Genomic DNA, 24744 nt, shown 5'->3' on the forward strand with positions numbered 1-24744 from the left:
TCCACTACGTGTCCACGATTTGCGGGCAACCCCAAAATGGATATAATTAGACCCATGTTGATTTCAGGTACCGCTTTCTTGCGGTTGCGCACCAACCGCTAAGGCGGTTTCCTACCCCGTAGGTTAAAAACCGCTCCGGTCCTTTAGCCGGGCGGCTATTTGTCATGCCCGGCTCCCTTTCAAATCCAAGGAGCACACCTGATGTCTGCATACGGACACGGCCGTCACGAGCATGGCCAAAATTTTCTCACCAACCACAAGATCATCAACTCCATCATCGACCTTGTGAAACAAACCTCCGGCCCCATCATTGAGATCGGACCAGGAAGCGGTGCCCTCACTCACCCGATGGCCCACTTGGGGAGGGCGATAACGGCAGTTGAAGTGGACGCAAAACTAGCTGCCAAAATCACACAAGAAACCTCCTCGGCGGCGGTCGAAGTGGTCCATGATGATTTCCTTAACTTCCGGTTACCCGCCACTCCCTGCGTCATTGTGGGAAACATTCCCTTTCACCTCACCACTGCCATTCTTCGAAAGTTGCTGCATGCGCCAGCATGGACTGACGCTGTACTCCTCATGCAGTGGGAAGTCGCTCGCCGCCGGGCCGGGGTAGGCGCAAGCACGATGATGACGGCTCAGTGGTCCCCATGGTTCACATTTCACCTGGGTTCTCGGGTACCAAGGTCTGCTTTCCGGCCACAGCCAAACGTTGACGGGGGGATCTTAGTGATCCGCCGGGTGGGTGACCCGAAGATTCCGATAGAGCAGCGCAAAGCCTTTCAGGCGATGGTGCACACCGTTTTCACTGCCCGGGGACGCGGGATAGGGGAAATTCTCCGAAGGGCAGGGTTGTTTTCATCACGTTCAGAAACACAATCATGGTTGCGCTCGCGAGGAATCGACCCCGCGACCCTACCTCCCAGATTGCACACCAACGACTGGATCGATCTCTTCCAGGTGACTGGTTCCTCTCTACCTCACCATCGACCCATTTCACCATCGGGAAGTAGTCAACGACCTCCTCAACGGAAAAACCGAAGCCGGCGGCGTTAATCCCCACCAAAACCGAAATCCACCAGTAGTACTAAAAGGGCTCTTCCGGTTTTAGAGTGCATTGATTAGTTCGCCGGGGGTTCGGGCGTGGCACAAGATATTGGGGTCCTTGGCTTTGTAGGAAAAAGGTATCTAATCCATCCGTACAAAACTAAGGACCTACTGTGCAGCCTAACGGAAATGTCATCGTCGATACCATCTGCCGCACCGCAAAACTAGGAACTACTATCACCGGTGCCACAGAAAACGGTGACGTCACTGTTATTGAAGCCGAACCCGTCGAGCCGATCAATGAATGCCCTACCTGCGGGCAGCCTGGAGTATTCCGCGACCACGTCATCCGCAGCCTGGTCGATCTGCCCATCGTCGGCCACCCAACAACTTCATGTGCGCCTTCCACGCTACCGGTGCACCAACAAGCGTTGCTTGCAGAAGATCTTCCGTGCTGGCCTTGCCTGCGCGCCCGACAATTCAAAGACCACGGACCAGGTGACCCACTAGATCCTGCAACGACTCTGCCTAAATCGGATGAGCGTTGCCGCTGCACCCAAGTCATTAGGCCTGGGGTGGGATATGAAGTGTCCCAGGTTTTGTTCCGTTTGATGAAACCCGTTTTTGAAACAACGTACGGAGCACAACGCACGCCGATGCCAAAGCTTCCGCAACATCGACTACCTCATCAAACCCACGACAGTGGGTTTCACACCCTCAATCCCCACGCGTGCAATCTTCGCACCTCAAAGATTGAAAAATGAAAGAAACCGGAGGTAACATACCCTTTCGAGTTTGTTACTTCCGGTGGTGCAGTTTGTTCAACTGCTCAGCGTGCCCGGGGCGGGACTTGAACCCGCACGTCCTATAAGGACACTGGCACCTGAAGCCAGCGCGTCTGCCAATTCCGCCACCCGGGCAGGGTATTGATGTCTTGGCGACTAGCTAACCTTAGCACGCAGTCCAGCAAATTCTACAAATCCGCTGGCAAACCCAAACTTTCCAGGGAACTTTGCCGCGCGCGTCTACGTTAAGTCAAGGAAAGCACCTTATACTGATCGCTGCTATATCTCTCCCTGAAAACATCCCGAAAGGAGGACGGCTCTTCCTATGGCATTGCTAGATAAGCTCGCCAAGCTGGATTCTTCCCTGCAACGCGGACTGGACAACGGCATGGCCTTTGTCTTCGGCGGAAAAGTCGTCCCCGCTGAGATTGAGGAGCTTCTCAAGCAGGAGGCGCAGGACAATTTGTCCCGCGGTGATGACGGCAAGCTGTATAGCCCCAACGTCATGACCGTCGGTGTATCCTCCAAGGACATCGAGAACCTCTCCCAGGACCGGGGTGTTCCCAAGGATCTAGCTGATCAGCTCACCCGCTTCATCCGTAACAGTGGCTGGTCCCTCGCCGGGCCGGTCATCGTCCGCATCGCGGAGGAATCGGGGCTGCGGACTGGGCAGTTGCGCGTGTCCTCTTTTTTGGATCACGAGCCCACCGAAGAAACCGGATTCGATGCGATTTTCCACCACGACCATGGTCAGGAGGACTCTATGACCCAGCCGCACAACGCCGACGAGGCCGCAACCACCGCCTTTATGGCGCCCACCCCGAACCAGCCCGCACCACAGGGGCCAGCGGTAACACTCATGCTGCAGGACGGCTCCTCCCGCGTCTACCACGTGCAGGAAGGCTCCAACATCCTGGGCCGCAGCAACGACGCGGACCTGCGCCTGCCCGATACCGGTGTCTCCCGCCAGCACGCGGAAATCACCTGGAACGGCCAGGACGCCGTGCTGGTGGACCTGCAGTCCACGAATGGCACCACCGTGAACGACACCCCGATTGAGAACTGGCTGCTTGCCGACGGCGACGTGATCACCCTCGGCCACTCCCACATCGAGGTGCGCATCACCGGCCTCGAGAGCCAAGGCTATTAAGCCACCCCCGGCAACGTTCACAGATTTTTAGCGTAAGGATTTTCCATGGATTCGATCGTGCTGCTCTCGCTGCGCATCGGCCTGCTGGTGTTATTGTGGCTGTTCATCTTGGTCGCACTCAACGCCATGCGCCGCGACGCCAATAAGGCTGCCGGCGTCTACCAGGCATCGTCCCCGGTGAAGGGATCCCAGAGGCGGCGCGAAGCGCCGCGTGAGATCACCATCGTGGACGGGCCGCTGCGTGGTTCCCACATGGAACTGGGCACGCTCGAGGACTGTACGATGGGCCGCGCGCAGGACTGTGACTTTGTCACCGGTGATGATTTCTCCTCCGGCCACCACGCTCGCCTGTTCCGCAGGGGCAGCGAGTGGTTCGTGGAGGACCTCGAATCCCGCAACGGCACCTTTGTTGGTGGCGTTCGCATTGACCAGCCAGAACGAGTCGGAGTCGGCTCCGATATCAAACTTGGCCGAACGACCGTGAGGTTGATGGCATGACTTTAAGCCTGACTTTTACTGCAGTGACGGACCGCGGATTGGTCCGCGAAAACAACGAGGATTCCGCCCACGCGGGCCCGCACCTGCTGGTGCTTGCCGACGGCATGGGTGGCCACGCCGCCGGCGAGGTCGCCTCCACCACCATGGTGGAGCACATGGCCTCCCTCGAGCGGGATCCGGGCGATAATGACATGCTGGCGCTGCTCGGCGCGGCGGCGGAAGACGCTAATGCGGCGATCCGCAAGCACGTGGACGAGCACCCGGAGACCGAGGGCATGGGCACCACGTTGACCGCCCTGCTCTTTAACGGCTCCGAGTTCGGCGTGTGCCACGTGGGGGATTCCCGCGGCTACCGGCTGCGTGAGGGCAAGCTGACTCAGATCACCAAGGATGACACCTATGTGCAGTCCCTGGTGGATGAGGGAAAGCTCGATCCGGAGGATGTGTCCTCCCACCCGCAGAAGTCGTTGATCCTCAAGGCCTACACGGGCCGCCCGGTGGAGCCGACGCTCTTCATGCTCGATGCTAAACCGGGCGATCGCCTCCTGTTGTGCTCGGATGGCCTCTCGGATCCGGTGACGGCCTCTACCATCGAGCAAGCGCTGAAGCAGGGCACGGTCGAAGAAGCCGCTACCACCTTGCGGGATCTGGCGTTGCGCTCCGGCGGCCCGGACAACGTCACCATCGTGGTGGCGGAGGTCCTGGAGGGAGAGGGTGATGAGAACGTCCCCATGACCGTGGGCGCGATCCAGGGCGTCGTCCCGGAGCCCACGCATCCGGATTCCTCCGCCAGCCGCGCTGCCAAGTTGATCTCACCCCCAAAAGCGCAAGCCGCTGAGGAGAAACCCCAGGAAGAACCACAGCGGCGGCCACAGCGAAGCCGGATTGGGTGGAAGGTCATTGCATGCCTGGTCATCATCATCGTGCTGGTCATCAGCGGCGGGCTCTGGATGAAGAATTACCTGAGCAATAACTACTACGTCACCGCGAACGAGGACGGTATCCTCGCCATCCACGAAGGCGCGGACTATGAAGTGTTTGGCCGCCCGCTGCACCACACGTATCAAAATGCCTGCTTGAGCAAGGAGAACGCGCTCAAGCTGGGGCACGGCGCCTGCGACGGCGATTTCGCGCCCTTCACGCTGAAGGATTTGCCCGAATCCGAACGTGCCGCCGTGGGCAACCTGCCCTCCGGTTCTTATGACGAGGTACAGACGCAGCTTTCGCAGCTCTCGGACAAGGCGCTCAAGCCCTGTCCCACCTCGCCGAAGGACGGAAAAGATAAAGACGCGTCTAAAGGAAACTGCCGGGAGGTGAAGTAGATGAGTAAATTCTTCTCCCGTGGCACCGAATTCGGCCTGCTCGTGCTGGCTACCGTGGTCTTCGCCATCACCTTGGTCAGCCTTGAGCTCTCCCAGGGCAACGTGCTGACCCTCGATGTGCTCTACCTGATCGGTGGCTTCATCGGCGTCTTTGCCGTCGCTCACTTGGTGCTCTGTTTCCTGGCACCCTATGCGGATCAGCTCATGCTGCCCATCGTCGCGGTGCTCAACGGCACCGGGCTCATCTTATTGCAGCGCCTCGACCTGGCGAATGGCGGCGGGCTGGCAGTGCGGCAGGTGATGTGGACCATCGTGGGCCTCATCCTCTTCGCGCTGGTGCTGGTCCTCCTGCGTGATCACCGCTCGCTCACCCGATACTCCTATATCTTGGGCGCGCTCGGCCTCATCCTCCTCGCGTTACCCCTCGTGTGGCCGCAACCGCCAGGCGTGGACGCCCGCATTTGGCTATGGCTCGGGCCCTTTTCCATCCAGCCGGGTGAGTTTTCCAAGATCCTGTTGATCCTGTTCTTCGCCATGCTGCTGACCCAGAAGCGTTCGCTGTTTACGGTGGCTGGCTACAAGTTCCTTGGCATTTCGTTGCCGCGCCTGCGAGATCTCGCTCCCATCCTGGTGATCTGGGGTATTGCCATTGTCATCATGGGCATTTCCAATGACTTCGGCCCGGCCCTGCTGCTGTTTAGCACCGTGCTCGGCATGCTCTTCATGGCTACCAACCGCGTGAGCTGGCTGCTCATTGGCGTCATCCTCGTGGGCGTCGGTGGCTTCGGCATCTACCAGGTATCGGAGAAGATCCAACAGCGCTTCTCCAACTTCCTGGATCCGCTGGCTAATTATGATTCCACCGGCTACCAGCTCTCCCAGGCGCTCTTCGGCATGTCCTCCGGCGGCATCACCGGCACTGGCTTAGGCCAGGGGCATCCGGACATGGTTCCGGTGGCGCACTCGGACTTCATCCTGGCTAGCATCGGTGAAGAGTTCGGTCTCATTGGCCTTACTGCGGTACTTGTCCTGTTTGCCATGCTCGTCTCCCGCGGCTTCCGCACCGCGCTGACCTGCCGTGATACCTATGGCAAGCTGGTTTCCTCAGGCCTCTCGCTCACCTTGGCTGTGCAGGTTTTCGTCGTCACCGGCGGTATCTCCGCGCTGCTGCCCATGACGGGCTTGACCACGCCGTTCATGTCTGCGGGTGGTTCCTCTCTCATGGCTAACTACATGCTGCTGGCTATTCTGCTGCGTATCTCGAACGCGGCCCGCCGCCCGGCGCGTGAGCTGAGCTCAAACGCACCCACTGACACGTCCATGTTTCCTGCCGTACAGGAGGCAAGCCGATGAACCGATCGATCCGCCTCGTGGCCCTTTTTTCTCTGATTCTTACCGCCATACTCCTCGTGAACCTCACGGTAGTGCAGGCATTTTCCACCGATAAATACGCCCACAACCCCAAGAACGTCCGCGGCTTCTTGGAAATGCGCACGACTCCGCGCGGCCAGATCTTCGCCGGCAACACGGTCCTGGCGCAGTCCACGGCCGACGCCGAGGGCAACTACTCCCGCTCCTACCCTGCTGACTCCCCGGCCTTCGCCAACATCACGGGCTACCTCTCGGAACGCTTCGGAGCCTCACAGCTGGAGGCCTCCCAGAATGACATCCTCAATGGCAAGGATGATTCGCTGCTGGCGCGCAACTGGCTCGATGTGCTCTCCGGCAAGCCCCAGATGGGCGCGAACGTCGAGGTCACCATCGACCCCGCCCTGCAGCAGGCCGCCTACGATCAGCTCGCTGGACCGGGCTATAACGGCGCGGCCGTCGCCATCCAGCCCTCGACGGGCAAGATCCTGGCCATGGCCTCCACCCCGAGCTTCAACGTGTCCGACCTCCTCGGCGATAACGCCAACGAGAGGTGGGAACAGCTACAGAACCAGGAGGGCACGCCGCTGGTTAACCACGCCGCGCAGGACACCCTGCCCCCGGGCTCAATTTTTAAGATCATCACCACCGCCGCTGGCCTCAACAACGGTTTCGAGCCGAACTCTACGCTGACCGGCGCGGCGTCCATCACGCTGCCCGATACCGTCACGGAGCTAACCAACTACGGCAACCAATCTTGTGGCGGCGCGGAAAGCGTTACCCTGCAGACCGCCTTTGCACTGTCCTGTAACACGGCCTTCGTGCAGATGTCGGAAAACATCGGCGCTGATGAACTGCGCAAGTACGCCGAAGGCTTCGGCGTGGGTGAGAAATACTCATTGGGTGTAGGCACGTCCGCCGGCGCACTCGGCGAGCTGAGCGACGGCGCCCAAGTCGCCCAATCCGCCATCGGTCAACGCGACGTGACGATGTCAGCGCTCCAGGCAGCGATCATGGCCGGCACCGTCGCCAACAAGGGCAAGCGTATGGAGCCCTACTTGGTCAATCGCATCACTGATGCCCAGATGAAGGAACTACGCGCGACCACACCGCGCCAGGCCGCTGAAGCCGTGGATGAAGAAACGGCCAATACCATCAAGGACCTCATGTTTGCCTCCGAGCGCAACACCTTCGGCTTCGACGGCAACGGTTTCGCCTCCAAGACCGGTACCGCGGAGCACGGTGAGGGCCTTGCCCCGCACGCATGGTACGTGGCTTTCGACCCAGACAAGGACATCGCGGTCGGCGTCGTGGTCAAAGATGGCGGACACCTTGGTGAAGGCGCAACCGGCGGCCAGGTTTCCGCACCGATTGGTCGCGCCATCTTGCGCGCATACGGAGGTGAGCAGTAGTGAATAGTGCTGACAACAAGGAGCACCTCCAAGCGCTGATCGGCGAGGACTACCAGCTGCAGTGGATCGTCGGCCACGGCGGCATGTCCACGGTGTGGCTGGCGGATGACGTGCGCAACGACCGCGAGGTCGCCCTCAAAGTCCTGCGCCCAGAGTTTTCCGATAACAATGAGTTCCTCTCACGCTTCCGCAACGAAGCCAAGGCAGCAGAGTCCATCGATTCCGAGAACGTCGTGGCCACCTACGACTACCGCGAGCTCGAAGACAACGGCCGCACCTTCTGCTACATGGCCCTGGAGTACATTCGCGGCGAATCCCTGGCGGACTTGCTGGCGCGCGAGGGAGCACTCCCGGAGACACTAGCGCTCGACGTCATGGAGCAGGCCTCCCACGGCCTGTCCGTGATCCACCACATGGGCCTAGTGCACCGCGATATTAAGCCCGGCAACCTCATGATCACCCAGAATGGGCAGGTCAAGATCACCGACTTCGGCATCGCCAAAGCCGCCGCCGCTGTGCCTCTCACCCGCACCGGCATGGTCGTCGGCACCGCCCAATACGTCTCCCCCGAGCAGGCCCAAGGCTATGAGGTTGGCCCGTCGTCCGACGTCTATTCGCTCGGTGTCGTGGGCTATGAAATGCTAGCCGGAAAACGCCCCTTTAGCGGCGATTCCTCAGTCTCGGTGGCGCTGGCGCACATTAGCCAGGCGCCGGAGCCCTTGTCGACGTCGATTAGCGCGCCCACCCGTGAACTGATCGGCATGGCCCTGCGCAAGGACCCGAACACCCGCTTCGTCGATGGCAACGAATTCACCAACGCGATCTCCGCCGTGCGCCAAGGCCAGCGTCCACCGCAGCCGAAATCCGCGGCGCTCGCGCCCGTCGCTGCCGAGCCTTCGCCCTCCGCGTCCACGGAAATGCTGGCCAACATGGCTCACCCCACCACGGTGCGTCCGGCCGTTTCTGCACCCCAGACGGAGGAGCGCCCCGCCAAGCAGGGAGGTTTCGGCACAGGTTTGCTCATCGCGGTGGCTATCGCGGCCCTCGTGGCGATCGGGTTCATGGCTTATAGGCTGTGGGGGAACACGACACCGACCCCACAGCCCACACCAACGGAGGTCATTGTGACCGAAACGGTGGAGCCGGAAACAACGGAAGAAGAGGAAACGGAAGCCCCTGAGACCGTTGAGATCACCACCGTGGAGGAGGAACCTACTCAAGTCACCGTCACCACGACGCACTCGGTTATCCCCTCCCCACCCACAACTGCGCATCGCACAACGCAACAGGAGCCACCCGCGCTCCCTACCGAGGAGACGCAACCGCAGGTCGATGACAGCCCACTGCCCGAACCCGAACTAGACTCACAGAACAACCCCACCGAAGAATCCGCACTACAGGGAGGCCAGTAACCCGCCATGGTCAGTGATCGGTACCACCTCCGCCAGTCCATCGGCTCCGGCGGCATGTCCGAGGTCTACGAGGCCGAAGACTCCGTCTTGGGGCGCACTGTTGCCATCAAGATGCTGCGCCCTGACATGGCGCGCGACGTTAACTTCCGTGAGCGTTTCCGCCGCGAGGCCCAAAACTCCGGCAAGCTCAACCACCCGAACATCGTCGCCGTCTTCGATACCGGCGAAAAGGACGTCGACGGCCTGATGGTGCCGTATATCGTCATGGAATACGTGCAGGGCCGCACCTTGCGCGACATCGTCCGCGAAGACGGCCCCATGTCGGTGGCGGAGGCCGCGCGCGTGCTCAAGCCGGTGGCGGAGGCCCTCCAGTCCTCCCACGAGGCCGGCATCATCCACCGCGATATCAAGCCGGCCAACATCATGCTGACCAACACAGGCCAAGTGAAGGTCATGGACTTCGGCATCGCCCGCGCGCTGGATGATTCCACGTCGGCGATGACGCAAACCTCTGCTGTCATCGGTACTGCGCAGTATCTTTCCCCGGAACAGGCCCGTGGCAAGCCTGCCGACGCCCGCTCCGACGTCTACGCTCTCGGCTGCGTCATGTATGAAACGGTCACTGGGCGCACCCCGTTTGAAGGTGAAACGCCCTTCGCTGTGGCCTACCAGCACGTGCAGGAGGATCCAACGCCCCCCTCAGAGCTCATCGACGAAGAGCTCACGGAGAGAGAGCGCCTTGGCGTCGACGCCGTCGTGCTCACGGCAATGGCCAAGCACCCGGCGGATCGCTACCAATCCGCCTGGGAGATGGGCGATGACCTTGACCGTTTGGCGCAGGGCCAGCTGCCGGAGGCGGCGCGCTCCCACGTCAACGACGAAGATCACCCCACCACGATGGTGGCACCCGTAGCCGCACAACACCGTGCGCCGGTGGCCTCCACCCGCCCTTCGGAGGACGAGGAATCCGGATCGGGCTTGAAGTGGCTGGCGGCCTTGCTCGCCGCTTCCCTCATCGCCATCATTGGCTACTTTGCCTGGGATTTCTGGGATAGCTCCCGCCAAGAGGCCCGCGAGCGCGAACAGGAGCAGCATGAAGCAGCTCAGCGCGCGAACATGGTCACTGTCCCGAAGGTGGCCAACCGCCCGCGCAATGAAGCGGTCGAAGAGCTGGAAAAGCTTGGTCTGCTGGTGACCGTCAACGAAGAACCCAGCCCCGATGTGCCGCGCGGCAAGGTCATCCGCGTCAACCCGGCGGAAGGATCAGAGCTGCAGAAGAATTCTTCGGTCACGCTGACAGTATCCTCTGGCAAAGAGGTCACCGAGGTCCCTGATATCACCGGCATGAAGCTGGATGAAGCTACCACTGCGCTGGAGGAAGCCGGCTTAGAGCTGAATACCGACGTGGAGCAGGTGAATGATGAGGCACCCGCGGGCGAGATCATTTCCCAGAACCCAGCGGGCGGCGCGCAGCTATCCAAGGGTTCGAAGGTACGCGTCACAGTGTCCAAGGGCCAGAAGGAAGTCAGCGTCCCAGACGTCAGCGGCATGGATCGTGATCGCGCAGTGGACATGCTGTCCTCCATGGACTTTGACGTCACCGTGCATTCGGTGGATTCTGAGCTGCCGGAGAACCAGGTGCTCAGGGTTGTCGAGAAGGGCCAGAAGCTACCCAAGGGCAGCCAGGTCACCCTCGAGGTCTCCAACGCGATGCTCATCCAGGCACCAGATATTACGCATTCCACGCAGCAGGAAGCTGAATCCGCGCTGCGCGCCAAGGGCTGGTCCGGTTCCCTCGACGTGGGCGAACGCATCCCGACGTCGAACCCGATCGATAGTGACAAGATTGGATGGGCGTCGGCAAGCCGCGGCGATGTCATCCGCAAGGATGAGACCATCCACGTCCGTTTCTGGGAGTTTGACCCGGCAGCGTTGCTGCCGCAGTAGCTCTCAACGCCGCAGCTGCTAAGGTATCTCACAGATTAACCACCCCTATTCTTCGTGAAGGTGTAACAATGCCAAAGTCCAAGATCACGACGGAGGGCTCCGCACTCCCGCAGTCCTCCAGCTCTGCGACCAACCGCACCCCGGTCAAGATCAACTCTGAGGGAACCCCGAAGTGGTACATCGCCATCATGCTGGGCCTCATGCTCCTCGGCCTGCTCTGGCTGGTGGTCAACTACCTAGCGGGTGAGTCCATTCCGTTCATGCAGGAGCTGGGACCGTGGAATTACGGCATCGGCTTCGGCCTGGCCATCATCGGTCTGTTAATGACGATGGGCTGGCGTTAGTTTTCATCGCCACCGATGAGCTCCTCGAGGTTCTATAGCATCGCTGGCGTTGGCTGCATCATTTTGGTGATGCTCACCGTCACGGTGGATAAAAACTTCCTCACTCCCGGTGCACTCGTACTTGCCGGCCTCGGCGTTTCCCTGACGCCGCTGGCCATCCGCCGCCCACTTGCGGCGGCCTGCGGGTACGGTGCGCTTTTTGCGCTCGCAATGTGGTGCCCCGACTGGCGGTCTTTCCTCCTCTTGGCGTGGAGCCCCGTCATCGTGGGCATCGTGGCGTTTCGTACACGCTGGCTGTGGGCGCTTCCCCCAGCGGTGGTGTACACATACCTCGTCACAACGGATCCTTCGATTAATTATCTGCCCGATTTCGACCCGTTAAACCTGTCGACACCACTCATCTTGTATGCGGTGTCCATCGTCATTGGGGCCGCGCTACGCAAAACCCGGGACCAGCGTCTTGCCGCCGAGCAGCGCGCCGCCCAGCAGCGCGAGGCGCTGATGACCGCCCTTCATGATTCGGTGGCTGCGACCTTGACCTCCGTGGTCATGCGCTCCGAAACCTTGGCGTTAACCCAAACGGATCCCTCCGCGGCTGACTCCGCGGAAGCGATTGCTAACGACGCCCGCCGAGCCATGGGCGAAGTCCGCGACCTGCTACGCGTGATGAAGAATGAGAGCGTGACTCAGGGAGTTAAGTCCTTGGAAGAAGACCTCGACACCATGGTTAGCTTCCTGAGCAGCCACGGCTTCCACTGCGAAGCACAGATCAATGTAGGCAAGAACGGTGAGCTTGCGCTACCGGAAAAGCTCTCCCTCGTGTTCTCTGAGCTCGCCATCAACATCCTCAAGTACGCTCGCCCTGAATCCCGTGTGAGCATCGAAGCCACCGGCAGCTCCAAGTCCATCGACCTCGTGATCACTTCCGAGATTGCAGCGCAACAATCACGCCAATACATGACGACGAATCTGGGTTTGGGGGAAATCGCCCGCCGCGTTCGCCGAATGCACGGCAGCTTCGGCAGTGGCAAAGAAGGCAATCTCTGGGTCACACGCCTTTCTCTTCCCACTGCCCACCTAAGAAAAATATAGTAAACTTGCCCGGTAAATCGCCGATTCTTAGATTCCACAAGGTTAGTAGACATGCGTTCTTCCCTCGCCGTTGCCGCCGCAGCTCTCGCGCTGTTTTCCGCGCCAATCGCCAGCGCTGCTGAGGCTCCTGCTGAAACCACCGTTGACACCGCTACTGAGAGCACTGAGTCCACCGGATTCACCTTCTACAAGTCTTTCGCGGGCGAATTCACCGACCACTTCCGTTGCTCCAACAACCCCCAGCTCTGGTGGTGCCGCTAAACTGTTGCCATGAGCATTCGGGTTTTCCTCGTTGATGATGATGAGCTCGTTCGCTCGACGCTCCGCGTCTATTTCCAGACCACCGAGGACATCATGGTGGTCGGTGAGGCAACCAACGGCGCCGATTGCTTAGACCAGCTTGAAGAAGCCAAGCCGGACCTCGTCCTCGCCGATATTCACATGCCGCACATGGACGGCATTACGCTGCTCAAGCACCTTAACTCCGGACCGAATCCCCCGACGTTTTTGGCGGTGACCGCCTTCGACTCGGATGACACGATGCTAAAGATCCTGCGGGCGGGCGGCGCGGGCTATATCTTGAAGAACCAACGCCCGCGCTCCATCATTGAGGCGGTCCGCGCCGCCGTGGAGGGTGGCACCGTCGTGGCACCCGCCGCCATGCACCGTTTGGTCGACTACATCGGTGAGCCCGCCACCCCACGCGATCCCGTCGCCGCCGCCATTGAGAGCCACGAGCTTCACGACGCCGAAATAGCCGTCCTCAAGCTCCTCCTCGCCGGCAACTCCAATTCAGAGATCGCCGCCGCCACCAACTATTCGGAATCCGCCGTGAAGAAGCACGTCTCACGCCTCATCACCATCTTCGGCGCCAGCACGCGCCTGAACCTCGTGACCAAAATTCTGGGTGGCGCTGGCTCCTAGTCCGAACTGCACTCTAGCGGCAGAGCCCCTTTTCGTAATACGATTACGGTTATGAAAACTATCAATGGACAACCGATCAGCGAAGAGCAAATTGATGAATGGGTAACGGAAGCCGAAAAGGGTTACGACGTGGAGACTCTTCGTACTCGGGGGCGGAAGCCCCGCGACAATAAAGCCGCAAAAATTGTCTCTATTCGCCTTTCACCCAATGAAATTGCGGACCTGGATAAGTATGCCGCAATCCATGGATGGTCTAGGTCACAGGCAATCCGTGAAGCACTAAGAAAGGCCACCTAGAATAGCGAAACTTCGTCTCGGTTTCGATGGGACCGAGGCCATCATTCATTCCATGAAGGCCCACAAGCAGTACCGCGCTCTGCTCAACTAGCGCTCAAAGTCAGGCTCTACTACAAACTGCCTGATTTTTGGTCACCTCCCACCCCGCAGCCGGAGCACGGTTAACACCTTGGTTAGGTAGGGACCCGACCAAGGCCACGGGTGGGTGAGCAACGCCACCCTTGACGCTGCTACCTGGCGACTCTCGGTGGCGGAGTGGGGGTGTTCCGCACTAAATCAATCTAAGCCAGGAAGGCGTCCTACAGAAGGCATCTGGCAAAAGACATCTTTGGGTCTAAAAACGCCATCTGCAATGAGTAAATGGCGTTTTCAGCCGTGAAGACGCCTTATGACTGATGCCTTTTGTCAGATGCCTTTTGCCAAACTCCTCCAGCATGTTGATGGAGATACACAGACGTTGCATGTTGCGAGGGGAACGAAGAAGGTAATCCGTTTCGCGAAGAGACGTGCAATGCTCTCAGGCCATGAGTTGTGACCCGACTTAGGCCGTGGGTAGATGAGCAACGCTACTCTTAGCGCTGCTACCTGGTGGTTTTCGGCGGTGGGGTCGGGTTTCCCGCACCAAATCGGCCTAAGACATGCCAAACACCCCGCAACCGGAGCACTGTTAACACCTTGGGTACAAAGTTATCCACAGGGTGGGGATAACTCTGTGGAAAACGAATTCCACAGCTTTTCTCCACACCCTGTGGATAAGTGTTTTCACGCTTCCCACAGCCCGCACAAAAACTTCGAATACAACCGATTAAGCTGCTGATCTGCGATTATCTTGGCGCACACGTTCGGTAAATTACAAAAATGTAGTTATCCACAATGTGGATAACTTATGTGGAATTCTTTCGCACAAAGGTTTTGGTGGATAACACACCCGAGTTATCCCCAAAGCCCAGCTCGCAGCGCCGCTAACACGGCTACCACGACAGCAATAAGCCATATCCCCAGCCACCGCAGCCACGCACGTTGGCGAAAGAGGAATGGTGCCAACAGCAGTCCTGTGAGCAAGCCACCCAAGTGCCCCCACACGGAGACATTCTCCGCCACGAAGCTGTAGATAACGTTGGCCACCACGAGGACGATGGGCGCGCGCAGGTCAAGACCGCGGCTGCGGTACACACCAATGAGTAGACCCATGAGCGCGAAGAGGGCACCGGAGGCGCCCACCGTAGGTGTGCCGTAATCCATCCACAGCACTGCGGCGGAAGAGCCCACGATGGAGATGAGATAGGCCGCCACATACAGAGCACTGCCCAGGGCGCGTTCTACTTCCCTGCCCACAAAGAACAGCATCACCATGTTGACCAAGAGGTGCCCGGCGTCGAGATGCATGAAGCCCGCGGTAATGACAGTTGTGGGGTGTGCGGACACGTCAGGGCCCCACAGCGTCCAGTCTTGGGCCAGCATGCTGCGATAGTAGGGCGCGGAGAGGGACGAGCCTTGAATGGCCGTGGCACACCAAGCACCGATGCACAGCACCATGAGCACCAGGGTGGCCGGTGCTGATTTCAGATAGTTCTTCACGCAGACTCCTAAAACAACGAGCCCGCCACCACTTCACGTGGCAGCGGGCTCGGATGAAAAGCTAAGAACGCTTAGGCGATCTCGATGGACTCGATGACAACGTCCTCAGCCGGACGGTCCATGCGGTCGGTGGAGACCTTCGCAATCTTGGACACGACTTCCTGAGAAGCCGCATCGGTGACCTCACCGAAGATGGTGTGGTGGTTGTTCAGGTGCGGGGTCGGCGCCACGGTGATGAAGAACTGGGAACCGTTGGTGCCCGGGCCGGCATTCGCCATGGCCAGCAGGAACGGGCGGTCAAACTGGAGCTCCGGGTGGAACTCATCCTGGAACTGGTAGCCGGGGCCGCCACGGCCGGTGCCAGTCGGGTCACCGCCCTGGATCATGAACTGGTCGATGACGCGGTGGAAGATAGCGCCATCGTAGAACGGGCCAGACTGCTCACCCTTGGCGTTCTGGGTGGTGTAGTCCTTCTCGCCCTTAGCCAGGCCGATGAAGTTCTCAACGGTTACCGGTGCGTGGTTACCGAACAGGTCGATAACAATGTCACCGTAGTTGGTGTGCATCGTTGCAGTTGCGGTCTTCTGAGTCATGCCAGCCATTGTATGGAAATTTCCACCAATGCGTTGTTCCGGCGCGACGCTGTCAGCGATCTGCGTAGGGTTACAAGCATGATTCGCGCCATTCTCTTCGATCTCGATGACACCCTCATGGACCACACCGCCGCGATGCATGCGGCCGTTGAGGAGTGGCTGCCGGGCGGGCACCACAAGCGCTTCGCCGAGATTGAAAGGAAATGGTTCGCCGCCTACGAGCGCGGCGAGGTCACCCACCAAGGCCAGCGCGTGGAGCGCTGCCGCGAGTTCCTGGGGCGCCCAGAGATGACGGAGCAGGAGGCACTGGCGGAATATGCCAAGTATTTGGCCGCGTATGAAAAGCACTGGCAGGCGCTTGATGACGCCCTCCCTACCCTCGAGCACGTCCTGTCCCGCGGCCTCAAAGTGGGCGTTTTAACGAACGGGGCTCGTGAAATGCAGGAGGGCAAGCTCAAGGCGGGCGGGCTCGACCTGCCAGGCGTTGAGCTCTTTCCCACCGTGGAGATGGGCCACCCGAAGCCGCACCCAGAGGCCTACCTCGAAGCTTGTCGGCACTTAAGGGTGGAACCGGGCGCCACTCTCATGGTGGGCGATTCGGTGGCCAATGATGTCGAAGGCGCCCGTGACGCGGGTCTCAAGGCACTGCACTTCGATAGGGGCGGAAACGGAGACATCGCCGCGCTCAGTGAGCTGACGGCGATGGACTTCGTTTAAATCAAGAGAAGTTTAAATCAAGAGATTTAAACTTAGAGGCTGGCGCGGACCTCGTCCCGGGCGAGGACCAGGTTGCGCAGGGAGGCCTCGGTCTCCTCGTAGCCGCGGGTCTTCAGGCCGCAGTCCGGGTTGACCCACAGGCGCTCGACCGGCACGTTCTTGAGCGCCGCGCGGATGAGCTCGGCCATCTCCGCCACGGACGGGATGCGCGGGGAGTGGATGTCATAAATGCCCGGGCCGATCTCGGAGTGGAACTTCTCATCGATATCCTCGAGCAGCTCCATGCGGGAGCGGGCCGCCTCGATGGAGGTGACGTCGGCGTCGAGGCCGGCGACGGCGTCGATGATCTGGCCAAACTCCGAGTAGCAGAGGTGCGTGTGGATCTGGGTTTCAGGCTTCGCCTGCAAGGAAACCACTCGGAAGGAGCGCACGGCCCAGTCGAGGTAAGCCTTGCGGTCCTTCTCGCGCAGCGGCAACAGCTCACGCAGGGCGGGCTCATCGATCTGGATGATGTCGATGCCGGCCTCTTCGAGGTCACGGACTTCGTCGGCCAGCGCCACGCCGAGCTGGTCGGCGGAGACGGACTGGTGGACGTCATCGCGCACGAAGGACCAGGCCAGAATGGTCACCGGACCGGTGAGCATGCCCTTGACGTGCTTCTCGGACAGGGACTGCGCAAACTTCGCCCACTCGGTGGTCATGGCCTTCGGGCGGGAGATGTCACCAACCACGATTGGCGGACGGGTGCAGCGGGAGCCGTAGGACTGGACCCAACCGTTCTCGGTGACGACGAAGCCGTCGAGAAGCTCGGCGAAGTACTGCACCATGTCGTTGCGCTCCGGCTCGCCGTGGACCAGGACGTCGAGGCCCAAGCGCTCCTGCAGCTCGATGACGGACTTCACCTCGTTGCGCAGGGCCTCGGTGTAGTCGGCGTCGGAGAGCTCGCCCTTGCGGTGCGCGGCGCGGGCAGCGCGGATCTCAGAGGTCTGCGGGAAGGAACCGATGGTGGTGGTCGGCAGCTGCGGCAGGCCGAGGGCCTCCTGTGCCTTGTTGCGCTCCGCGAACTCCGGCTGGCGCTGGACCTGGCCCTCCGGCAGCTGCGCGGTGCGCTCCTGCACGGCCTGGTTGTGGATACGTGAGGACTCGGCGCGGGTGCGCACGGCGCGGTCGGCCTGCGCGTATGCCTCCGGGGCGTCGAGCGGGCCGGCGGCGAGTGCTACGACCTCACGGATCTTCTCATCAGCAAAAGCAAACCAGGTGGCGACGTCCACCGGCAGGGAGGTCTCCGCCTCCACGGTGTGCGGCACGTGCTGCAGGGACACGGAGGTGGTCACGGAGACATCCGCGCCCAGGGACTCCAGCTTCTCGCGCAGGTCGCGGAGGTTGGCGGCCCAGACGTTGCGGCCGTCGACCAGGCCGGCGGAGAGGTGGGTGACCTCGGCGAGCTTGGCCACACGCTCGAGGTAGGAGGTGTCTAGGGCCAGAGTGCCGACGGAAAGATCCACCTGGACTGCTTCCGGCTGCAGCTCGGCGACGGCGTCGAGGCCAGCGTTGAGGGAACCATAGGGCGTGGTCAGGTAAACCTGCGGGCGCTTCTCCGCGCCCAGGATGCGGCCATAGGCGCTCTTGAGTGCGGCGGCCAAGGTGGCGTCGTCAGCGGCGGCGAGGTCGGCGACCAGGGCCGGCTCGGCGAGCTGGATCCATTCAACGCCGGCGTCGTAAAGCTCAGCCAGGACGGTGAGGTAGGACTCGACTGCCTGATCGAGGTGGTCCAGGGGCTGCTTGGTGGCGCCCTCAGCCTGCTTGGACAGCGCCAGCAGGGTCACCGGGCCGACGAGGACTGGGCGCACAGTGTGGCCGGCGGCGCGGGCCTCCTCGACGATCTTCAGCACGCGCTGCGGACGGGCGCTAAAGGTCTGGTCATCGGTGATCTCAGGAACAATGTAGTGGTAGTTGGTGTCGAACCACTTGGTCATCTCCAGCGGCGCCGTGTCCTTGTTACCGCGGGCCAGGGTGAACTCATCATCGAGGCTCTCGCCCTGGGCAGCGCCCACGGTCAGCGCGGTCTCGAGGACGTGGTCGTAGTAAGCAACGTCGGCCGGGATGGCGTAATCCTCAGCGAGGCCCAGCTCCTTGAGGCGGGCATAGGTGTCAAGGCGCAGGGAGTGCGCGGCGGACTCGAAAGTCTCCGCGTCGATCTTGCCGGACCAGTAGGATTCCAGCGCGCGCTTGAGCTCGCGGTGGGCACCGACGCGCGGGTAGCCCTCAATCGTGGCCTTAGGAAAGGATGCGGTCATGGGATGACTCCAATTCGATGTAGCAGGTCAGTCGTGATGTCTGGATTGTTGTGCGTGTAGATGTGCAGCCCGTCGGCGCCGGCGTTCATCACCGACTTCGCCAGCTTGGCCGTAATCTGCATGCCGATTTCTTTCTCTTCCTCGGGAGAGGTCGCTGCCGCGAGCTGGTCGAGGACCTTGGTCGGCCCATCCAACCCGGACAGCTGGCACATTCGCTCCACCCGAGCGCGGCTCGTCATCGGCATGATCCCGGGGATGAGCGGAATGCGCACACCTGCCAGCCGGGCGCGCTGGGCAAAGCGGACGTAATCCTCCGCGTCGAAGAAAAGCTGGGTGATGGCGAAGTCTGCGCCGAGGCGCTGCTTGGCCAAAAGGACGTCGATGTCCTCGTCCGGCGTGGCGGACTCGGCGTGGCCGTTGGGATAGCAGGCCACGCCCACCGCCAAGCGGCCGGCTGCCAAGCGCGCCACGCGGTCGGATTCCCAGCGGCGGATGAGCCGGACCAGGGAATCGGCGTGCGGCAGGTGACCTTCGGGCATGCCGCCCTCCGGAAGGTCGCCGCGGAGGGCAAGGAGGCCGCGCACGCCGGCGTCGACCAGCGTGTCGATCCAGCCAACGAGCTCTTCCTCTGTGCCGGCGGTGCAGGCCAGGTGGGCCAAGGGACGCATCGCTGTATCGCGTGAGATCTTCTCAATGAAGGCTGCGGTTCCCTCCAGCCACCCAGAGCGCTGGGAGCTGGTGACGGCGATGTAATCAGGGTTATACGCGGCGAGCATGGCGAGCAAGCGGTCAATCTTTGCAGCGTCCGCATCATGACGCGGCGGGATCACCTCGAAGGAGAGAGCGGTACGCTTAAGCTCCTTGGGCGTATCTTCGCTGATTTGGTCTAGTGGTGCGGATGCGGAAAGTCGCGGGGACATGCTCACCTCCTCTGCAGGTTATCGTTGTTTATCTTCGATGTTGATGTCCCAAAACGTACCAAGCTGTCCATTTTGAGCGAAAGGCTTTTTTCTTTGGTAATACCTTTAGAACCCAGTCAGCTGCACCGTTAGCCCATAGCGCTAGTGAATAAAAACCCGGCCCATCCGTACAAAGCTGTCTATTTTCTTTGGACAGCTCGCCACCTGGCGCATCTGGTGGCGGGACCTGCGCGCCACCACTACGCTGAAAGGGAGTACCCAGCGCTAACGCGGGCGCGCATATACAGTGCCCCGCCGAAAAGTCACTTCAGTATTGACGTAAAGGAGCACCTAAACCCATGAACCCCGCCGCCCTGTCCACCGCCATCAGCGCCACCTCCGCCCTGGTGGAGCGCCTCAAGGAACGCCGCGACGAGAAGGCCCGTGAGGCCTACTCCGTCCTGGAGACCGCCGCCGCCCGGATGGAAGAGCGAGATGGCGAGTGGTTCCCGGAGGCCCGCCGCGAAGCGGGCGCCGTAACCAAGGCCGCGCATGCCCGCCTCGAGCGCACCCTCGAACAGCTCAAGGAGCGCAGCGAGGAAACCACCGAGAAGCTCTCTGAGGCTGCATCAGAGGCCCAGGATAAGGCCTCCAAGCAGTGGAAGAAGACCCGCAAGCAGGCGGAAAAGAAGGCCTCCAAGGCCCGCAAGCAGGCCAAGAAGAAGGCGTCCAAGGCTGAGAAGAAGGCGCAGAAGCAAAGCGCTAAGTTGCAGAAGAAGGCCCGCCGCCTCGGTGGCAAGGACAAGAAGAAGGGCTCAAAGATCTGGCTGATCTCCGCGCTCATTGCCGCCATTGCTGCCATCGGCGGTGGCATCTACTACTTCTTCACCCAGAAGAAGGAGAAGGAATCCGCCGTTCCGCCGCGCGTTGAGGACTTCTCCTCCCCGTCCGCGCCGCAGGGCTCCACCTTGGTCTACACCTCCACCACCGAGGACGATGCCACGCATGGCTCCGACTTGGCTGAGGAGGGCGTCGTCGAGCGCGACGAAGAGCTGCTGGGCTCGCTGGATGAGCAGCTGGCCAAGCACCGCGAGGAAGAAACCGCTATTCAGGACGCCGTCGAGACCGAAATTGAGGTCAGCAACGCCGACAAGAAGGATGCCGACACCTCCCGCATCACCGATGATCACGAGTCCGAGGGCAAGCACCGCCTCCAGACCGAGGACGAGAACTAAACCCCCATCCTTGGGGTGCACGTTTAGTTGCCTTGATCTCACTTCTTTGCCCCCGCGCGCCCGACCTGCTTGAATTGAAGGATAATCGGCATCGATCTTTAAAGATCGGTGCCCGCGCGCTGTTTTGCGCGGGAAGCCCTATCAACAGCAGCCAAGGAGATCAGGCATGAGCTTTGAGTCGCTCGTAGTCAAGCTCAAGAGCGGGGAGACCTTTTATTTTCCCGCAGGTGCCGTGAGCGGCGATCCGTCCACCCGCGTAGATAACCTACGTTTTGCCATCGAAAACGGCACGCAGTTTAGCTCCATCGATGACTATGGCGTCGACCGTGAATTCAACGGCTATGACGTGGAGAACTATCACCTGGCTTAAGCCCCCCAGTGATTCATTAAGCGTAATCTGAATCACTCCCTCATGCGTTGTGCGCTATAGGATGAGTTCTTATGACTCACTACCCCCGCATGAGGACGTGGTCGTGGTACCTCCCCGATGAACCCCCTTCCGGGGAGGTCTCCCTCACTGAGACCACCGACTTCTCCCGGCCCGGCACCGCCACGTGGCGGCTGCTTGGTGCCCAGCGCACCGGCGTTATCGGCATCTTCGTTGCCACCCTCATCAACGCCCCGCTGGGGGCGTTAGTCTCCGTCATCATCGGCCAGACCACGCAGTATGCCTTTTCCGATCCCTCCTGGCGCACCGTAGCCCTGCCGCTTGCGGCCACGGCGATCCTCCTCTTCATCGCCTATATCTGCGAGGCCACGGCAGATGCGTTTACTGATCTGAGTCAGGCCCGCACCACGCATACGCTGCGACTGAACCTGCTGGATAAGCTGCTGGCCGCTTCTACCGCAGGCATAAGCCCCGGCCGGCTACTCAACACGATGGATGAGGATTCGCACTACATTGGCCAGCTCAAGCAGATCCTCAACTTCCCACTGGTCATGGTGGGCTACCTCTTAGGCGCAGTGGTCAGCCTCGCCCCGATTTCCTGGCAGGTCTCAGCTGTACTGCTGGTTGGCGCGCTCGCCACCGCGCTAGCCTCCTGGGCCACCACGAAGCCGCTGACTAAGATTGCCGCGCGCCGCCGCCAGCTGGAGAACACCGCGTTGTCACTCGCCACGGACTTTGCGCAAGGTTCACGCGTGATTAAGGGCCTCGGCGCCAAGGAGATTTCCCGCCAACGCTTTTCCGACGCCGCCCAGGACTCCTTGGGTGCCATGCTCCGCGAGGCCAAGCTTTCCGCCCTCATGGCCTGGCTGCGCCAGATGGTTCCCGCGTCCTTTGCTGTGGGCATTCTTGCCTGGACCTCCTGGAAAACCTTCGAGGGACGCATCGCCCCCGGCGGGATGATGGCGATTACCATGCTCGTCCCGCCCGCGCTCACAGCATTAGGTGTCTCTCTGGGCCTGCTCACTGAAAACTGGGCGCGGGCTCGGGCCTCCGTGGAGCGCGTTGGCGTACTGCTCGGCCAGCTTTCTTCCAACACCACCGAGGCCGTCGGCACGCCCATCGACCTCTCCCCAGGCTTGCACGTGTGGATGCCCATCACCAACGAGGGGCGCAGCACTGTGGATTCCTGGGTGCGCTACCTCCATGAGCAGGGTGCCTTGTGCCCACCGCACCGCATCTCCGTGTTGGAGGGCACCCTGCAGGACAACGTTGATCCGCTGCGCACTGTCAACACCACACAGCTTCACGCCGCCCTCCACGCCTCCGCCTGCGAGGATATTGTTATCCGCCTCGGTGGGCTTGGGCCCAACGGCGAGCTGCCCACCGCGCCCATTGGTGAGGCCGGCCTCAACCTCTCCGGTGGCCAGCGTCAGCGCGTCGCGCTGGCCCGCGCGCTCGCTGTGGACCCAGAAGTTCTCCTGCTGGACAACCCCACGACGGGGCTGGATTCGTTGACCCTGGCGGACGTGGCCAAGCGCGTGCGTGAGCTGCGCGCTGGCAAGATCACCGTGATCATTACATCCGCCTCCACGTGGGCAGCCAACGCCGATGAGGTGGTGGAACTATGAGCCCTGCTCACAAGACCACCAATGACAACCGCGCAGATGCCCTAGCTCCCGCCTCACCGAGGGAGTGCCTCCGTTTTCTGAAGACCCTGCCCAGTGCCCCGAGCAGGCTGGGCATCGCCCTCTTCTTTGTGCTTTTTAGCATCACAGTCATCATGATGAACCTGGTCTCCCAGGTGCTCGGGCGCGTCGTCGATATCATCCAGGGCGTGGAGGTCCCCGTCCTGGGTACGGGCCGCGCAGCCATGGTGGGCGCGCTGGTTATTATCGCCGTGGGCTACCTCGTGGAGGTCACTGGCCGCACCGTGGGCCGCTACCTGGTTACCTCCACTACCCGCCGGCTCTCGGTGGATCTGCGCACGTCAGCGCTGGATTCCACCCTCGGTGCTCCCGTGCCGGCCGTCATGGAATTGGGCACCGGCAACATCATTACGCGCCTGTCCAAGGACATCGACACCGTGGTTATGACGATCTCCATGATGGGTGATCGCCTCGTACTCACACTCTTCATGCTGCCGCTGACCGCGCTCATGATGGTCTTCATCCACCCCGCCTATGCGCTCCTCTTCATCGCGGTGAGTTGTCTGCTCTATCCCTTCATCCGCGGCACCATGCGCGATATCCCCGCCGTAGCCAACGAGGTGTCCTCGGTGGAGGCCTACCGCAACAACGTCCTGCTGGACACCATCCGTGCATTGGAGACCCTCCGCCAGTTCTCCCTGAAGGACTGGGCCCATGCACGCATGGAGCGCTATTCCTGGGACACGGTGCAGGCCTGGGGTGATAAGGTTCCGCTGATCAACCGCATCCTGGGCCAAGGCGCCCTGGCCTTTGCGGTGTTGCTCTTGGGATCGGTCCTCATGTCCGTGCCCATGGTGATGTGGGAATGGTTGACCCCCGGTGAGGCCACCGCCGCGGTGCTGCTGGTGATGCGGCTGGAGATCCACGTCTTCAACATCCTCTTCTTCGCCGGCGAGATCCAGCATTCCGTGACGTCTCTCGGCCGCGCGGTGGCGCTGGCGACCCTGGCGAACAACGCTGGCGCTCCAGACCTCAAGGACACGCCCCGGCTCACCTCCGCGCCGGCCATCACCATTGATCACCTTTCCTATTCCTATCCCGGTGGGGCGCCCGTGCTTGACGACGTCTCCCTCACCCTCACCGCCGGCACCACCACTGCCCTGGTGGGTACGTCCGGTGCGGGTAAGTCCACGCTCGCCGCCCTCGTGGCGGGCCTGCAGTACCCTTCGGCGGGGAGCATCAGCCTCGATGGCATCGATACCGCCACCGTGCCGAACACGTGGATTACAGAGCACGTCGCGCTCATTACCCAAGAGGTCCATCTCTTCTCCGGCACCTTGCGCGAGGATCTGTTGCTGGCCAAACCTGACGCCAGCGATGAGGAGCTATGGCAGGCGCTTAACACCGTGGGCTTGGATGAACATTCGCGGTGGCTGCCTCAGGGCCTGGATACGAAGATTGGCGCCGGCAACGAGGAGATCGGTGCGGAGGCCGAGCAGCAGCTTTCTCTGGCTCGCATGATTCTGCGCCAGCCGCCGGTGCTCATCATGGATGAGGCGACTTCCGAGGCCGGTTCCGAGCACGCAGAAGTGCTCGAAGACGCCGCTAGAGCAGTCACGAAGAGCCGCACTGCGCTCGTCGTTGCCCACCGCCTGGACCAAGCCCGCGAGGCCGACCGCATCATCGTCATGGAACAGGGTCAGATCGTCGAGGATGGCACCCACACCGAGCTCATCGATCTGGGCGGGCGCTATGCCTCGGCCTATGCCCAGTGGGAGCATGGGAAGTAGGTA

Annotated in this window: 23 protein-coding genes, 1 tRNA gene and 1 pseudogene; 20 read left to right on the forward strand and 5 right to left on the reverse strand. The window is 61.2% G+C overall.

Features of this window, described 5'->3' with window-relative positions:
* Positions 1-54: 54 nt before the first annotated feature.
* The 3 genes and pseudogenes from HMPREF2781_RS12810 to HMPREF2781_RS12555 all read left to right on the forward strand — a co-directional run.
* Positions 55-102: an erythromycin resistance leader peptide gene (locus tag HMPREF2781_RS12810; protein ID WP_011116968.1), complete on the forward strand. Its 48-nt coding sequence runs from the start codon at positions 55-57 to the stop codon at positions 100-102.
* A 99-nt stretch (positions 103-201) separates the two neighbouring features.
* Positions 202-1056: a 23S rRNA (adenine(2058)-N(6))-methyltransferase Erm(X) gene (locus tag HMPREF2781_RS07440; protein ID WP_011117480.1), complete on the forward strand. Its 855-nt coding sequence runs from the start codon at positions 202-204 to the stop codon at positions 1054-1056.
* A gap of 164 nt (positions 1057-1220) precedes the next feature.
* A pseudogene (locus tag HMPREF2781_RS12555) lies at positions 1221-1638 on the forward strand (transposase family protein); the annotation flags it as partial.
* Between the two features lie 244 nt (positions 1639-1882).
* Here the strand turns inward: HMPREF2781_RS12555 and HMPREF2781_RS07445 are convergent.
* Positions 1883-1967: transfer RNA gene (locus HMPREF2781_RS07445), tRNA-Leu, on the reverse strand.
* A 190-nt stretch (positions 1968-2157) separates the two neighbouring features.
* Here HMPREF2781_RS07445 and HMPREF2781_RS07450 point away from each other — a divergent pair.
* The 12 genes from HMPREF2781_RS07450 (at position 2158) to HMPREF2781_RS12235 (ending at position 13598) form a co-directional block, all read left to right on the forward strand.
* On the forward strand, positions 2158-2982 hold the full coding sequence (locus HMPREF2781_RS07450) for a DUF3662 and FHA domain-containing protein (RefSeq protein ID WP_070645074.1): 825 nt from the start codon (positions 2158-2160) through the stop codon (positions 2980-2982).
* Between the two features lie 45 nt (positions 2983-3027).
* On the forward strand, positions 3028-3480 hold the full coding sequence (locus HMPREF2781_RS07455) for an FHA domain-containing protein FhaB/FipA (RefSeq protein ID WP_070645077.1): 453 nt from the start codon (positions 3028-3030) through the stop codon (positions 3478-3480).
* Positions 3477-4802, forward strand: coding sequence for a protein phosphatase 2C domain-containing protein (locus tag HMPREF2781_RS07460; RefSeq protein ID WP_070645080.1), 1326 nt, complete (start codon positions 3477-3479; stop codon positions 4800-4802). Before HMPREF2781_RS07455 ends, HMPREF2781_RS07460 begins: the two co-directional genes overlap by 4 nt.
* The gene (locus tag HMPREF2781_RS07465; protein ID WP_070645082.1) at positions 4803-6155 is read left to right on the forward strand and encodes an FtsW/RodA/SpoVE family cell cycle protein; all 1353 of its coding nucleotides are present in this window, start codon (positions 4803-4805) and stop codon (positions 6153-6155) included.
* Positions 6152-7582, forward strand: a complete 1431-nt coding sequence (locus HMPREF2781_RS07470) for a penicillin-binding transpeptidase domain-containing protein (RefSeq protein WP_070645085.1) — start codon at positions 6152-6154, stop codon at positions 7580-7582. Before HMPREF2781_RS07465 ends, HMPREF2781_RS07470 begins: the two co-directional genes overlap by 4 nt.
* Positions 7582-8994 carry a serine/threonine-protein kinase gene (locus HMPREF2781_RS07475; RefSeq protein WP_070645088.1) on the forward strand — a complete coding sequence of 471 codons (1413 nt, stop codon included), beginning with the start codon at positions 7582-7584 and terminating at the stop codon, positions 8992-8994. The genes HMPREF2781_RS07470 and HMPREF2781_RS07475 overlap by 1 nt, the downstream gene beginning before the upstream one ends.
* 6 nt (positions 8995-9000) lie before the next feature.
* Positions 9001-10941: a Stk1 family PASTA domain-containing Ser/Thr kinase gene (gene pknB, locus HMPREF2781_RS07480; RefSeq protein WP_070645091.1), complete on the forward strand. Its 1941-nt coding sequence runs from the start codon at positions 9001-9003 to the stop codon at positions 10939-10941.
* A 68-nt stretch (positions 10942-11009) separates the two neighbouring features.
* A complete protein-coding gene (gene crgA / locus HMPREF2781_RS07485; protein ID WP_010188168.1) occupies positions 11010-11285 on the forward strand; it encodes a cell division protein CrgA in 276 nt (91 codons plus the stop codon).
* A 15-nt stretch (positions 11286-11300) separates the two neighbouring features.
* Positions 11301-12377, forward strand: a complete 1077-nt coding sequence (locus HMPREF2781_RS07490) for a sensor histidine kinase (RefSeq protein ID WP_070645094.1) — start codon at positions 11301-11303, stop codon at positions 12375-12377.
* Positions 12378-12428: 51 nt separating this feature from the next.
* Positions 12429-12638 carry a hypothetical protein gene (locus tag HMPREF2781_RS07495; protein WP_070645097.1) on the forward strand — a complete coding sequence of 70 codons (210 nt, stop codon included), beginning with the start codon at positions 12429-12431 and terminating at the stop codon, positions 12636-12638.
* A gap of 9 nt (positions 12639-12647) precedes the next feature.
* A complete protein-coding gene (locus HMPREF2781_RS07500; protein ID WP_070645100.1) occupies positions 12648-13301 on the forward strand; it encodes a response regulator transcription factor in 654 nt (217 codons plus the stop codon).
* A gap of 51 nt (positions 13302-13352) precedes the next feature.
* Positions 13353-13598, forward strand: coding sequence for a ribbon-helix-helix domain-containing protein (locus tag HMPREF2781_RS12235; protein WP_083308541.1), 246 nt, complete (start codon positions 13353-13355; stop codon positions 13596-13598).
* A gap of 933 nt (positions 13599-14531) precedes the next feature.
* Here HMPREF2781_RS12235 and HMPREF2781_RS07505 read toward each other — a convergent pair.
* Together HMPREF2781_RS07505 and HMPREF2781_RS07510 are read right to left on the reverse strand one after the other, a co-directional pair.
* Complete coding sequence (locus HMPREF2781_RS07505; RefSeq protein ID WP_070645102.1) at positions 14532-15176, reverse strand: rhomboid family intramembrane serine protease; 645 nt, start codon at positions 15174-15176, stop codon at positions 14532-14534.
* A gap of 71 nt (positions 15177-15247) precedes the next feature.
* Positions 15248-15778, reverse strand: a complete 531-nt coding sequence (locus tag HMPREF2781_RS07510; RefSeq protein WP_039672975.1) for a peptidylprolyl isomerase — start codon at positions 15776-15778, stop codon at positions 15248-15250.
* 69 nt (positions 15779-15847) lie between these two features.
* On the opposite strand from HMPREF2781_RS07510, the gene HMPREF2781_RS07515 reads away from it, so the two are divergent.
* A complete protein-coding gene (locus HMPREF2781_RS07515) occupies positions 15848-16486 on the forward strand; it encodes an HAD family hydrolase (protein ID WP_070645105.1) in 639 nt (212 codons plus the stop codon).
* Between the two features lie 32 nt (positions 16487-16518).
* Here the strand turns inward: HMPREF2781_RS07515 and metE are convergent, their stop codons facing one another.
* Together metE and HMPREF2781_RS07525 are read right to left on the reverse strand one after the other, a co-directional pair.
* Positions 16519-18783 (reverse strand): 5-methyltetrahydropteroyltriglutamate--homocysteine S-methyltransferase, encoded by a 2265-nt coding sequence (gene metE, locus HMPREF2781_RS07520; RefSeq protein WP_070645108.1) that lies wholly within the window; start codon positions 18781-18783, stop codon positions 16519-16521.
* Entirely contained in the window at positions 18780-19703 is a 924-nt protein-coding gene (locus HMPREF2781_RS07525) for a methylenetetrahydrofolate reductase (RefSeq protein WP_070444484.1), read from the reverse strand. Before HMPREF2781_RS07525 ends, metE begins: the two co-directional genes overlap by 4 nt.
* A gap of 338 nt (positions 19704-20041) precedes the next feature.
* On the opposite strand from HMPREF2781_RS07525, the gene HMPREF2781_RS07530 reads away from it, so the two are divergent.
* The 4 genes from HMPREF2781_RS07530 to HMPREF2781_RS07545 all read left to right on the forward strand — a co-directional run bounded on the left by HMPREF2781_RS07530 (position 20042) and on the right by HMPREF2781_RS07545 (position 24741).
* Positions 20042-20917, forward strand: coding sequence for a hypothetical protein (locus HMPREF2781_RS07530; protein WP_070645111.1), 876 nt, complete (start codon positions 20042-20044; stop codon positions 20915-20917).
* Positions 20918-21083: 166 nt separating this feature from the next.
* Positions 21084-21287, forward strand: coding sequence for a hypothetical protein (locus HMPREF2781_RS07535; RefSeq protein WP_070444488.1), 204 nt, complete (start codon positions 21084-21086; stop codon positions 21285-21287).
* A 71-nt stretch (positions 21288-21358) separates the two neighbouring features.
* Positions 21359-22933, forward strand: a complete 1575-nt coding sequence (locus HMPREF2781_RS07540) for an ABC transporter transmembrane domain-containing protein (RefSeq protein WP_070645113.1) — start codon at positions 21359-21361, stop codon at positions 22931-22933.
* Positions 22930-24741, forward strand: coding sequence for an ABC transporter ATP-binding protein (locus HMPREF2781_RS07545; protein WP_070645116.1), 1812 nt, complete (start codon positions 22930-22932; stop codon positions 24739-24741). The genes HMPREF2781_RS07540 and HMPREF2781_RS07545 overlap by 4 nt, the downstream gene beginning before the upstream one ends.
* Positions 24742-24744: the final 3 nt, after the last annotated feature.

The sequence above is a fragment of the Corynebacterium sp. HMSC062A03 genome (assembly GCF_001811145.1).
Lineage (GTDB): Bacteria > Actinomycetota > Actinomycetes > Mycobacteriales > Mycobacteriaceae > Corynebacterium > Corynebacterium aurimucosum.